A 12298-nucleotide genomic window follows, 5' to 3' on the forward strand; every position below is an offset into this window, starting at 1 on the left:
TCCCCCTATGCATAACTTAATAGCTGGCTGGCGGCATTTTCTGCGGCAGCAGGTGTACTAAAGGTTTTGTTCAAAATGAATTGCCAAAGCACATCAAGAGTGGCTTTGTAGAGTTCGGAGAATTCGGTATCGTCCATCGATGCAAACGAAATGGATTTAGGTTCTTTAAATTGGGAGCCGTCCGGCATTTGAATAATGGCAAAGTAACCGGCTTGAATGGTTGTCCAGCGTCGGAATGCATCAAAGGATTTAAGGAGGGTTACACGGTCTGCTCGCTGCTCTGCCAACGTATCGAGATATTGACGGGCTAATTCTTCCAACGTGTCACTATGACCGGCGTATTCAGCCAAATAGTTTACATAACCACGCACCAGCTTCTTTTCTTCAGGCGATATGGTGCCACCGGAGGGTGTCCAGTAATCAAAACCCAGATTCAATAAAGAGAAGTATTTACGGTGAAACTTTGGATTGCGGACTTGCTTAAAATCAGCGGTGAGAATAGCCCCCAGCTTGACTTTATAATGCAGAAAATCCCTAACATCGGGTGTGGCCGGTGTCAGTGTTTCATTGCCAGATTTGATAAATGAAAGTTGTGCCATCTTGCCCCCAAGGGTGATGACACAACAACAACTTAGGTTGTCAGTTGTTCAGGCTGACTTGGTTATTATACCGTTAAATATCAGGGATTGTAATGATATACCCCGCTCTTTCTGCCATATCGATAAAGGCTGGCAACGTTGCTATAAACTGATCCGATCTTAATTGTTCAATACTTATTATGTTACCTTTTTCACTATGAATTACAGTTCGACCATCCGTTGGTAAGTGTTGAATCAAGTTTTCTATAGTAATCATTAAGCTAATACCTTTATGATCTCAATAACCCCATACAGGGGACCTGGTTCAACCGATTTCATGTGAATGTCAGTTAAGTAAAGTTTCATATTCTAAATAGCGGATATAACCACATAAAAAGTATGAATATCAGCAATTTCTTGTTGATTATGCCGCCATATTCAATATTGAATATGCTTACAATTTAAGTCTCTAATTAGCATGGTTTGTAGCCGATTTCTCATTGTGAGAAATCGGCTACAAACTGATATATAAAATAAGTAAAAATAAGATGTCTAGGTGTTAAAGTAGGCTATAAAGCATAATCTATTTACGTTTAAACATATCGACAACATTTGTTCGGTGATCAATCTCAGTCAAAATATTTTTACTATTCTTGAGTTGTATTTTTGATTCAAAGCTAAGTACTGCTGACTCAGCGAGAAAACCTTTAGGAAGTGAGCATAAATCCTCAACATCACCTCTAGCCAAATTCACAAATTCAAGAAATGTTTGCTTTGAAAACACACCAGACTCAAGCAATAAATTTACACATCGAGGCAACAATCTAACAGACTCTGGTTTTCTTTGGTCATCTAAAGGCTCACCTTTACGCCATCCCCTTGAAGAAAGGCTTTTATACAACCGTTGGTATTCTATAGAGGATATAAGCTCAAGATCTCTTGCTCGTAATATCATTGATTGCGCCGACATACCCCAACGATTTTTTAATGACACAAAATTTTCTAGACTTGGGAACGAAGGCAGTTCAGCAGAGAAAGCCTCTTCAGGAAGCATAAAACAAGCGGCAAATTTATGTGCTTGTTCTTCAATAGGTTTGAAATTAATACTATCTAATCTCTTAACATATCTATGTAAAACTAAATGGCCAAGTTCGTGTGCGGCATCAAATCGACTCCGAAAATAGTTATTTTTATCACTAGCAAGTACCACATAAGGCCTACTTTCTTTTTCATTCCATTGAGAATAACCATCCATCATTACACTCCCTTGTTCAAATCGAGAGCATACAATTCCAGCATTTTCCATTACTAAGAGAAGGTCTTGAATTGGTGCGATACCTAATCCCCAAATCTTTCTACAATTCGATGCCATTCGTTCGATGATTTCATCATCAATGGACCTATAATCGTCAACATCCAAATGTGGGACATTTATATTTGGATAGTCTAAGTATTCTTGTAATGATGCAGAAATTTCCTGCAGCCACCCCATGTACACTTCCGAGGCGCTACATAAATCTTTTGCTGTTGCTGATAGTGTTCTGAAGAATACAGGATTATTTTCTTTCTCACTGGTAACTTTAATAAACCAGCTTTCAGGACAATTTAAGGCCCTACCAAGACTAGCTAAACCTTCAGCATCAGGGGAATGACTACCATTTTCCCACTTTGTAATTGTTGATGGGGAACGCTCAACCAACCTACCAAGGTTTATTTTCGATAACCCTCTGGCTTCTCTCATTTGGGTTAATCTTTTTGGCTGAAATCCTGATATTCCCACTCTCATAGTACCACCGACTTAATTCTCTTGATCTTTCAGATGCCGTTTTAGTTGAGGTAAAACATTATCAGGAATGATAATTTTTTTCTCGCCTGTATACAGCTCTAACAGTTCAATTAATGACCAATTGAAATGGAATCCTTTTAAATTGCTAAAAGGTACCACAACCCTTAAATCGAGCATTCTGCTCTGTGACTCATGGTAAGGGGGATTAATATTCAAAAGTAAGACACCCAAAGTTCCCGCTGGCCCTTGATCTAATGTCTTTTCACTAAAAAGGTCAGGCGTAAAGCCCTCTAAACTTTCGTTGAGTTCAGCTAGAAGTGTCCGATGTTTAGCTCCTTTGATGTTTGGTTCGTCATGGTTAAGCCCAATGCGACTCATTTTTACACCAGCAGAGCTAAGAACAACAAAATGCTCCCCTTTTGGGGAAGTCTCAACACTGTTATGGATCACCCCAGAATTCAATGCAGCCTCTTTGAAGGCAGCATTTAAAGTATAATGTCTTATTTGAGGCCTTAAGCGAATTTGCCCAGGGAGATCGAGTTTTAGCGCTGACCCCATAGTCACTTGTTGCGCAGCATCATACTGGGCATGAAACACATCTTGTATGTTTAACCATAAATCTCGAGGAAAGGCATTAACAATCAAATTACTAATGTCCTTCTGTATATCGACCTTACTCATTTAGATACCCTGATTTCGTTAACCGGATTTTATCTTAGTTTTTTTTCGTTTTGGCTTCAAGATTAATATGAAATTTATTGTGATTGAACACTCAAAACCAGTGCTAATAGAGAGTTAAGACCGCTACTAGCTCTGCATCACTAGTGCGGCCTGCTATCTATTGATTTACTGAGCATATTGATAAATATAGCAATTTATGTTGTTAACTCATTTACTTCTAATTGGCTTCAACTTTTTGAATTAGCCCTGAGCATCGAGTCCGCATAAAAACGCTCACTGACACTGTGCAAGGTAAATTCCGCTACCGGTTTTTCATGGCGGGTAATGTCAACATGCGGCGATTTCATCAAACCAATCATACGCATCTGCAACATGCGCAGCGTAATGCCGTGATCCGGATAGGATTTATCAAGCACGGCAAGAATGCCGGTATAGGTCAATGTTTTGCCCAACATCACCGCCACCAACTCACTGGCTTTTAGTCGCAGTGCTGATGATGTGTTAGATTTTTTGGCCGCTTTAAGCTTCTCTGATTTCGTTGCTGCCGATGTAGGAATTACCACCTTTTTCGGCTTGACCGGCGGCGTATAAGGCGCTCGGCATCTGGCGCGAGCCGCCATTCCCCAGGCATCAATGATGCAGGATGAATGATCACATTTGTCGTCAATCACTGGCCGATTGTCATTGATAAAATTATTACAGTTATTAATTTCCATTGGTCATACCTCGCTCACTACAGGGAATTCTTGTAATCCGTTGCTAACTTTTGCACCCGCCGACATTGGTCTAAATCAAACATGCCGATATGGCATTGAGACATTGAAATCTCTAACTGTCCTGCCAACCATTCATATGCTTCTGGCCGCTTCATGCCAAACTCTTGCCACAGCGGATCAAATGCGGCATGTGCCAACCGCTTCGCCGCTCGTAACTGAGCGTTAGCCAGACGGCCAAGGGGATAAGCATCACTATTTTTGTGACAGCCCACATAGGCCCCACAAGGCGCACATGACCAAAAGAACTGTGAAGCTAAGTCTTGCCGCTGAGGGTAAATTTCATGTCCCCGCACCAGCTTCGCCCCTTTGCCGCAGTAATCGCAAAAGACCGCTCGGTTGATATTGATCGTTTCCACTTTTTAATCTCCGCTATAGGGCTGTTCACCACTTTCGGTGTAAGCCTGTTTGAGATAACCCCGCCAGGCGTTATGAGCTATCGTTTCGTTTTTCATACGTAAATTGGCATTTTGGGCTTGTTTCAATGCCCTGCGTTCGGCTGAGTTTTTTGGCTCATTACCCTTGAGTACCAGCCGCCGGAATGCGCCTTCAAAATCAATATTCAAATGCCCTGCATGGGACTGGCTGGCTTTCGGCTCAAACAATCCCTGCCACTCATTGGCAATGCTTTGAGCAATGACCACCGCTGGTGCATGGCCGTTTTCCTTGAATATCGCCAGCTGATTGATTGCGCCCATTGCCCCCTGTTTGGTTTTAATTGGTTTTTTTAAATCACAACGAAATTGAACCCACTCTTCCCACAACTCAGTCGGTAACCATTCCGGCAGTTCGATATTTAACGGATCAAATGTCTTACCTTCCCTTTTCCCCTTGGGGGGTACAGGGGGGTTTTCTTTTAGTTCTTTCTCTTCCTCTAACTCTTCCTCTGGTAACGCTTTTTGATCCGGTGGTGTAACGCCGCCAGCGTTACCTTTGTTGTTACCTTTTGATTTCGAATCTCTGAATTCTGTAACGCGCCGACTGGTAACTGCCCGTTTTTTAGAGCCTTTTCCGTTATGGCGTTCAAAATGTGGGAAATACATTTTTGTGCCATCATGTTTTAACCATCCAACGGAAAGCAGTGCGTCAGCGAAGCCCGACATAAAAGTGATACGGTCAATGCCAATTCGGGTAACGCTAACGGCGTTACAATCTGCGTTACCGTCGATGGTCTGCTGATCAGCCCAGACCCAAACACGGATTAACTTTCCGAGTACGGTATCCGGGTCAACATTCAGGATTTCAGCCAGTTGGAAGATCTCCGGTTTATCTGGAGTAATCACTTCGACTTTTATCCAACTTGATGCCATACCTACCCCGATTCAGTGCTGCTCTGTAACGCTGATAACGTTACATTTGGCGTGACTAGTATTAAAAAGAGCGTTAAATGCTCTCCGTTGCCCATGCATGGCTTCACGGGTAAATTGCCGTAAAATCACCCGCGCCATATTTGCTGTAATTGGCATATTTCCGTAACGGTAACCATTGCGATAAGTCAGTTTTTTAGCCATGTGACACCCGCCACGGCTTTTTAGCTTTAACGACTTTTGCTACCGGTTTATCCCGCATCCGCTTATAGGGTTTGGCATAGGTCTTAGCCCAAGCCAATGCACTGGCAAATGTAGAGTTCGGCGTATCGGTGTAATGCTTACCGCCTTGAATAGCCGCCGATCTGGCGACTGTCTCGCTAAAACCGACACGTTGCAGTTCATCTCGTAATTGTTGCTCGACTTGTTCTCTGGAAAATCTGGCCATTGGTCATACCTCGTTATGCAATCAACTGCTGTGTCACCGGAATAAGTGCATGTATTGCCTCAGTTGCTTTAATTAATTTCTGTGACATATCAGAGCAGCCCAACAACACCGCACTCATCGCTAGCGAGAAATCGCGCAATGCTTGTGCCGCCAAATAATTCACTGAATTGGGGTTTTCCAATCTGGCACGCCGCTCTCCTGGCAATGCCTGAAGTATGGCTGGAGTAAGTTCGGCGATTTTTGCTCTGGCCTTGTCAGTGTCACTATCAACCCAGCGGAACAAGCGCTGTTTGTTGTTGTGGGTGGCGTGTTCATCCACAATGGGCGTGAGTGGAAGCTCATCACCACCGAGATCGAAATAAGCCTGTGCTACTTCTGCCGCGACAATTTCTTGTTTGGTTTCTGCTGCCCAGCTCCGCAATTCTGCGCAGATGGCATCATGTTTTAATTTCACAGTGACCTCCTTATGAAAGCTGATTTTTAAAAATCAGCGTTTACTGTGCTGGTGCTATAGGCTTGTCATAGTCAATAGGGTCGTAATGCAATTCGCCATTAGAGGCTTTCTCTAATCGAACGGCCCTTTTCTCTGGGACTAAATCACCCCAAGCAGAAACCGATGGCGGCTTAACCCCCGCAGCTTTTGCCAGAGCACTCTTGGTGCCGAAATATTGAATGGCATCTTTTTTTAACACGTCGCCTCTCCTGTTGTTAGATTTAGTTAACAAGTTATTTGTTCAGGAAATTTAAGTCAAGAGAATTTAGAATTACCTAACTATGAAAAATCCCGGTGAACGCATCAGAGAGCGGCGAAATGAGCTGCAACTAACCCAACGCAGCCTTGCAAAGGCGGTGAAAGTGTCCCATGTCACCATTTCACAATGGGAAAGCAACGACAGTTCACCTTCTGGCAAAAATCTATTTGCCCTGAGTACCGCATTACAGTGCTCACCAACGTGGATTTTATACGGGGATACAGATCAATCCCCCTCACCCGCAGTAAAGATCCCACCTGAACTTGATGAGAGAGAAGCTGAACTAATTCAATTGTTTGCGTCTCTTCCTGAATCAGAAAAAGAGCGGCACTTAACAGACCTTCGGCTTAAAGTTGATGAGTTAAACCGACTTTTTGAAGAGCTGTTACAAACCAGAAAAAAACTCGCCAAATAAATATTCATACTTTTCAAATTCTTACCGCTAATTTCGCCCTTATTGTTAAGTTTATTTAAATTTACGATTGAATTTATTGTTAGTTTAAATTAACTTTAGCCCATCAACGGCACAACAGCCGCTTAGGTAAGCAAGTTCTGACAATCTGAAAGCAGATAAAAAGGGATAGACAATGGGAAAGCTATTGGATGACCACAGTAAATATGTTGCACAAGCTAAAGCCAAGGGGGTGAATTTCATCACTCTTCGCTGCCCAATATGTAATAAAGAAATTGAAACACGCAGAGGAATAGATAACGCAGTTTGGGATTCACTAGCGACTTGCCCTCATTGCGAATCGATTTATCTAAAAATTACTGATGGTGGGAAAGCAACTGCCGAGATAATTTAACCCTTAATATTCAGGAAATTTATGGAGCAACTATTATTCGCTTTAGTTGTATCGGTATGCCCTGCTCATGAAATTTGTAGAGATATTGTCTATGAAGTTTATGACACCCAACAAGAATGTGAAAAAGTCATTTTCGAAAATAGGTTATTCAACGGCAACTGCTACCCAGTCGATGCCATTATTCATCAACAATAACGAGGTATGACCAATGAAATTTAAAGAAATTAAATTATCTATTAAACCACTTCATAATGACGTTGCTCAGTTATCCGCAGAAAATGAAGTAATCGGCTATGCCGTTAAAAATAAAGAGGCTAATTTACCGCTGGCTTCTATTGTTTTGCCTAGTGGTGAAACTTTAGGGGATTATCACTGTATGGGCTGTGCAATTAAAGCCGCCGCTCAGCATTATATTGGTATTGGCGAAGATGAAGTCATTGAGGCCAATTTCAGCTTCGGTAATAACAACGTCCGTAACTTATTATTAGCTGCTTTGTTATCAAGTGTTGTTGATGATTTAACCACTCAATCCAGACATTAATAATTGCAGCCAACACCAGTGAAACGGTCGTAAAACTCAGCTCATTAAAGTGGATATATCGACGCCGAAAACGTAACCGGCATTAAAACAGACGTAAAAAAGCCCACACAAGGTGGGCAATCTTACCGGCTTAACGTCCCGGTGACGGCAGAGTCAGCGACCAAACCGACTCTAGCGAGGTATGACCTAATGGCTTCCACCACTGGACGCCGAAATTATAGCGAGATCTCTATGCAAAAGACAACACTTAGAATCCTGGCTGATTCTATCGTCATCGCTAATGCTGCTAAATCCCCCGCATTAGTCGAAGTTGGAGCGAGTCCAGACGCAATAATGGGCACTGTTTCAGATCTAATAGAATCCGGCATTGTAGATGTACGTGATTTAATTTCTCTGGCTTTAGAAAAAATTAAAAAATGTGACGCTACGTCGTTAGATCATGTATTACCCACAGATGAATTAATAGCACTGACCGATTGTTATTATCAGATTAAAAATAATTAGCGAGGAATGACCAATGAGCTTATTTGTATGTGGGTTTCTACCCAAAAAATCAGCTATGGCAAATGGTGCTGTAGCCATGGCGATTACTGTTGATGCCAAAAATCAAAAAATGGCAACAATGAAATCCACCATGTTATTAGAAGGGGAATTCCCCGGATCAAGTAGTAATTTCTTTGCCCCTAAAGTTTGTGCTGATCGTGTGGGTTCCCCTCGACCTCCGGTACATGATGATGCTGAAGATAATGCCATATTCAGCACTGAATGGATGGAACACAATCAATGGAATGATGAAACTAAAGAATTTGAACCTATCGTCGTTGATAATACTGATGAAATTGACAATGTTAAAAACATCTTCGATTTACCAATTAACGTAAGAATTGCATATGTTTTATTATATGGCGTAGAGCCTGAAATTGTTGATAGCCATCTATTATCTAATGCATACGATTTAATTAATGATGATGAATCAGAGCCGTTATATCGTGCAGTTATTGATGGCTTGCCACGCTTACCACAAGTTAAGCACATGTACATCACTACATTGGCACAACTCATTGATGATGTTCAGGCCCACACTCCGGTATTTAAATCATGGCCGGACGTTAACAAGTTTGCTGAAAAGTGGATCAACTCTCGTCCAGATGAGCGGGAACACCCTGGCAATCAAGCGAATGAACAAGCCAATTCATCGCCTACGCCAGCGGGTCATCGTGAACGCGATTATAAGCATGATTACGCCTCTCTCGATCTTGAAGTCGCCTGCGCCCTGTTCCCCGGTGATTATGATGTTTGGGAAGTGCCATCATCCATTTATCGTGGCGCTAAAGAAAAAGTAGAGAAAGGTGATGAGGCTTGGCGGCGCTGGTCAACAGCTTTACGGATTATCCCTGCCATTTTAGCGGTTTCCCGTGATGATCTGTTTGCAATGATCCGCAGTGCTGAATTGGATATTCATAAAGACCCAGCCAAGCTGAAAGCCTATATCAATCAGTGTTTACAGCTTGATGTAATCAAAGCCGATGATGTGAAAGTAGCAAACCTTGGCGATGGCAAATTTAGTGTTGATGGCTTGACCAGCACAGCCAACGATTCACCGGCTAATACCAGCACAATCGAAAAACCAAAAACTGATACAAAAGTGCCAAAAGATGCAACAGAACAGCTAAATCATGCATCTGACACTGCCAATCGCGCCATTAATGACGAAACGGCGACCATTAACGCCGAGACCCATGCCAGTGAGCAGATAGAGCCTGAATCACTGCCTCCTACCGCAGATGAGTTCCAACAACGGGCATCACAGATTGATCAGGATATCTCTAAGTTACCAAAAGAGTCTCAGGATAATTTAAGTATCTGGAAATCAGTACAGCGCACCGATCCAGCGCGTACCAAGCGCAAAGACACGACCAAAAATGGCAAAGTTATTCGCTCTGTAACCAGCATCAATCCTACCTATCAGACAATGAGAGCCACGGAAATCTTTGGCCCCTTTGGTAGCGGCTGGGGCGTGGATATTATCAGTGAGGAATTTATACCCGGCATTCCATTTATGGAGTCGGTTCTGGATAGCAACAATCGAGAGATCGGGCGTAAACCCATGCGTGATGGTGATGGCACCATTCTACGGACATCCAACCACACTATGCGGATTGAACTGTGGTACCAACACGCAGGAGGTCGGGGCCGCTTCCCTGCTTTTGGTCATACCAAACATATTTATCAGAGTACCAACGGTTTCATATGTGACGATGAAGTCAGCAAAAAAAGCCTAACGGACGCCACGACCAAAGCATTAGCACAGCTTGGTTTCAGCGCTGATGTGTTTATGGGGCTGTTTGATGATGCTGAATACACCTCCGACAATAATATTGAGTTCAGTATTAAAAATGCCAGCACTAAAGCTGATGATGTGGTTCGTCTACGTAAAGAGTTAGACGACAAATTCAAAGCTAATACCGAGACGATGAAAACAGCAGTCACGGCGAATGAAGTGACAAAAATCAGCACCTCACTAACACGCACCATCGGGGTTCATCTCAAGAATGCCGAATCATCCCATGATGATGAACACGTCAAATATCTGACCGGCCGTCTAACCCGTTTGAATCAAATCAAAGATGAGTGCCTGGCAAAATTTGTCACTGAGGGAGAAAAAGCATGAGCACAACCGCCATATCATTAGCCACTGATTACCGAAAATTGCAGGAAATGGCCGATAGCGGTGATGAACTCACCCCCGAAATGGTCGCTGACACTCTCTCTGGTATTGAGGGCATGCTGGAAGATAAGTTCGATGCCTTGATGGCATTGGTTCGTAACACGCTGGGTCAGGCAGAGATATGTGCCAACGAAGCCAAGCGGATGAGTGCACGCAAGAAAAGTTTTGATAATCAGGCTGAAATCTACCGTAAATATATATTGGAATGCATGATTCAGGCCGGCAAAGACTCGATCAAAACGGCGTCTAATACATTCACTGCCCGAAAAGGGACAAAAAAACTCGTTATCACCGATGTAAATTTGTTGCCTGATGAATATGTAGACTCCGTTTCTCAGGTGCAAATTATCACCACCCCAAAAGCCGATGAAATCAAAGCTGCCTTAAATGAGGGCCTATTGATAGCCGGTGCCAAGTTTGAAACTGGCGAACGTTCGTTAGCCGTCCGCTAACTGATTTTTAAAAATCAAAACTGAACCGGTCAGCACGTTACTATGCTGGCCGGTCATATCGAGGTATGACCAATGGCTAAATTAATGACATTAACCGAATGGTGTGATGAAACGTATACGACTGACAAGCCGACGATTCAAACACTCCAACGCTGGGCCAGAAACGGTAACTTTTACCCTGCAGCAGAAAAACACGGCAGACAATATCGCGTGCGGCCTGGTGCCATTTATATACAGCCCAAAAGCTACAGAATGGCGAAAGCGCTGAACATTTCACATTCTACGATACCGCCAATATTGGAGAGGATTGGTTATGGCAAAAAGGCCGGGAAAGTATGACGCTAATTTGCCCAAAAACCTCACCTTTAGGCGTGTTCAACAAACTTTCTATTGGCGCAACCCGCTAACTGGAAAGGAATTATCTCTCGGCAAAATTGCCCGGCGAGACGCCATATCCCAAGCCATTGAAGTCAATAATTTCATTGAACAAAACTACACTCCTGTCGCGCTACTAGAAAAGCTCAAAGGCACGCAGGAGTACACACTAGCGGCATGGCTAAAACGATATGACGTCATCTATAAGCGCCGGGAATTGGCCGAAAACACCTATAAAGTTCGCAAGGGACAAATAGCCATAATCAGCGAAAAGATGGGCAACAAGGTGTTAGCTAAAATCAGCACGCGCCATATTGCCGAGTTTTTAGAGTTTTGGGTGGCACAGGACAAAAAAACTATGGCAGCCACCATGCGATCAGTGTTGTCTGATATTTTCCGAGAGGCGATTGTCGAGGGCCATATAGATAATAATCCAGTGACACCGACACGCTCAGCTAAACCGGTGGTGAAACGTGAGCGCCTGGAACTGGATCAGTATCTCGCTATTCGTGAGGTCGCTGACACATTACCGGCGTGGTTTGGGCTATCAATGGATCTGGCGCTAGTCACTGGCCAACGACGTGAGGATTTATCTCTGATGCGCTTTGACCAGATTGTTGATGGCAGATTACAGATAGATCAAGGCAAAACCGGAGCCATGATCTCCCTGCCCTTAGATCTTGAACTTAAAGCCGTTGGCCTACGCCTTAGCACCGTGATTGAACAATGTAGATTAGCCAGTAAAACAGATTTTATGATAAGTGCTGGCATCAGAAAAAATAGCCCTGATGGATCACTACATCCAGATAGCCTGACAAAGAAATTCGTAACGGCGAGAAAAGGAACAGATTTTTGTTTTGATGAGAGTCCGCCAACTTTTCATGAGATCAGAAGCCTGGCTGGGCGATTGTATGAAAAGGAAAAAGGTAAGGAATTTGCGATGAAACTGCTGGGGCATAAATCGGAGAAGATGACGAACAAGTATCTTGATACAAGGGGGAAAGAATACGTGATGCTATAAAAGACCGAATATCAGATTTCGATAAAATTTCGATAAATTTCGATAAATCA

19 protein-coding genes and 1 pseudogene are annotated in these 12298 nt (G+C 43.1%); 9 read left to right on the plus strand and 11 right to left on the minus strand.

All coding sequences use genetic code 11. The annotated features are described in order from the left end of the window. Window positions 1-5: 5 nt before the first annotated feature. From AT01_RS03785 to AT01_RS03835, 11 genes and pseudogenes are all read right to left on the minus strand, one after another. A complete protein-coding gene (locus AT01_RS03785) occupies window positions 6-599 on the minus strand; it encodes a DUF1367 family protein (RefSeq protein WP_042546147.1) in 594 nt (197 codons plus the stop codon). Between the two features lie 73 nt (window positions 600-672). Continuing rightward, on the minus strand, window positions 673-855 hold the full coding sequence (locus tag AT01_RS03790; RefSeq protein ID WP_042546148.1) for a hypothetical protein: 183 nt from the start codon (window positions 853-855) through the stop codon (window positions 673-675). A 306-nt stretch (window positions 856-1161) separates the two neighbouring features. Then, window positions 1162-2364, minus strand: coding sequence for a helix-turn-helix domain-containing protein (locus AT01_RS03795; protein ID WP_042546149.1), 1203 nt, complete (start codon window positions 2362-2364; stop codon window positions 1162-1164). A gap of 12 nt (window positions 2365-2376) precedes the next feature. Next, window positions 2377-3045: a hypothetical protein gene (locus AT01_RS03800; protein ID WP_042546150.1), complete on the minus strand. Its 669-nt coding sequence runs from the start codon at window positions 3043-3045 to the stop codon at window positions 2377-2379. 227 nt (window positions 3046-3272) lie between these two features. Continuing rightward, complete coding sequence (locus AT01_RS03805) at window positions 3273-3761, minus strand: hypothetical protein (RefSeq protein ID WP_042546151.1); 489 nt, start codon at window positions 3759-3761, stop codon at window positions 3273-3275. A gap of 17 nt (window positions 3762-3778) precedes the next feature. Then, window positions 3779-4177 carry a zinc-finger-containing protein gene (locus AT01_RS03810; protein ID WP_230079694.1) on the minus strand — a complete coding sequence of 133 codons (399 nt, stop codon included), beginning with the start codon at window positions 4175-4177 and terminating at the stop codon, window positions 3779-3781. A gap of 231 nt (window positions 4178-4408) precedes the next feature. Beyond that, a pseudogene (locus AT01_RS22205) lies at window positions 4409-5128 on the minus strand (hypothetical protein); the annotation flags it as partial. A 12-nt stretch (window positions 5129-5140) separates the two neighbouring features. Then, window positions 5141-5329 carry a hypothetical protein gene (locus tag AT01_RS03820; RefSeq protein WP_025378512.1) on the minus strand — a complete coding sequence of 63 codons (189 nt, stop codon included), beginning with the start codon at window positions 5327-5329 and terminating at the stop codon, window positions 5141-5143. Beyond that, complete coding sequence (locus tag AT01_RS03825; RefSeq protein ID WP_025378513.1) at window positions 5322-5573, minus strand: hypothetical protein; 252 nt, start codon at window positions 5571-5573, stop codon at window positions 5322-5324. The genes AT01_RS03820 and AT01_RS03825 overlap by 8 nt, the downstream gene beginning before the upstream one ends. A gap of 13 nt (window positions 5574-5586) precedes the next feature. Then, a complete protein-coding gene (locus tag AT01_RS03830; protein WP_042546152.1) occupies window positions 5587-6027 on the minus strand; it encodes a toxin YdaT family protein in 441 nt (146 codons plus the stop codon). Window positions 6028-6067: 40 nt separating this feature from the next. After that, complete coding sequence (locus AT01_RS03835) at window positions 6068-6265, minus strand: Cro/CI family transcriptional regulator (RefSeq protein WP_042546153.1); 198 nt, start codon at window positions 6263-6265, stop codon at window positions 6068-6070. Window positions 6266-6347: 82 nt separating this feature from the next. Between AT01_RS03835 and AT01_RS03840 the strand changes: the two genes are divergently transcribed. From AT01_RS03840 to AT01_RS03875, 9 genes are all read left to right on the plus strand, one after another. Then, window positions 6348-6740: a helix-turn-helix domain-containing protein gene (locus AT01_RS03840; RefSeq protein ID WP_042546154.1), complete on the plus strand. Its 393-nt coding sequence runs from the start codon at window positions 6348-6350 to the stop codon at window positions 6738-6740. 172 nt (window positions 6741-6912) lie between these two features. Then, a complete protein-coding gene (locus AT01_RS03845) occupies window positions 6913-7131 on the plus strand; it encodes a hypothetical protein (protein ID WP_025378516.1) in 219 nt (72 codons plus the stop codon). A gap of 21 nt (window positions 7132-7152) precedes the next feature. Beyond that, window positions 7153-7326, plus strand: a complete 174-nt coding sequence (locus AT01_RS21560) for a DUF1482 family protein (RefSeq protein ID WP_100273932.1) — start codon at window positions 7153-7155, stop codon at window positions 7324-7326. 13 nt (window positions 7327-7339) lie between these two features. Beyond that, complete coding sequence (locus tag AT01_RS03850; RefSeq protein ID WP_025378517.1) at window positions 7340-7672, plus strand: hypothetical protein; 333 nt, start codon at window positions 7340-7342, stop codon at window positions 7670-7672. 189 nt (window positions 7673-7861) lie between these two features. Next, window positions 7862-8176, plus strand: a complete 315-nt coding sequence (locus AT01_RS03855) for a hypothetical protein (protein ID WP_042546155.1) — start codon at window positions 7862-7864, stop codon at window positions 8174-8176. A 13-nt stretch (window positions 8177-8189) separates the two neighbouring features. Next, complete coding sequence (locus AT01_RS20165) at window positions 8190-10343, plus strand: exonuclease family protein (RefSeq protein ID WP_052489938.1); 2154 nt, start codon at window positions 8190-8192, stop codon at window positions 10341-10343. Continuing rightward, complete coding sequence (locus tag AT01_RS03865; protein WP_042546156.1) at window positions 10340-10852, plus strand: siphovirus Gp157 family protein; 513 nt, start codon at window positions 10340-10342, stop codon at window positions 10850-10852. Before AT01_RS20165 ends, AT01_RS03865 begins: the two co-directional genes overlap by 4 nt. 72 nt (window positions 10853-10924) lie before the next feature. Beyond that, window positions 10925-11191: an excisionase gene (locus AT01_RS03870; RefSeq protein WP_042546157.1), complete on the plus strand. Its 267-nt coding sequence runs from the start codon at window positions 10925-10927 to the stop codon at window positions 11189-11191. Then, window positions 11166-12248, plus strand: coding sequence for a tyrosine-type recombinase/integrase (locus AT01_RS03875; RefSeq protein ID WP_042546158.1), 1083 nt, complete (start codon window positions 11166-11168; stop codon window positions 12246-12248). Before AT01_RS03870 ends, AT01_RS03875 begins: the two co-directional genes overlap by 26 nt. Window positions 12249-12298: the final 50 nt, after the last annotated feature.

Source organism: Yersinia aldovae 670-83, from assembly GCF_000834395.1.
GTDB lineage: Bacteria > Pseudomonadota > Gammaproteobacteria > Enterobacterales > Enterobacteriaceae > Yersinia > Yersinia aldovae.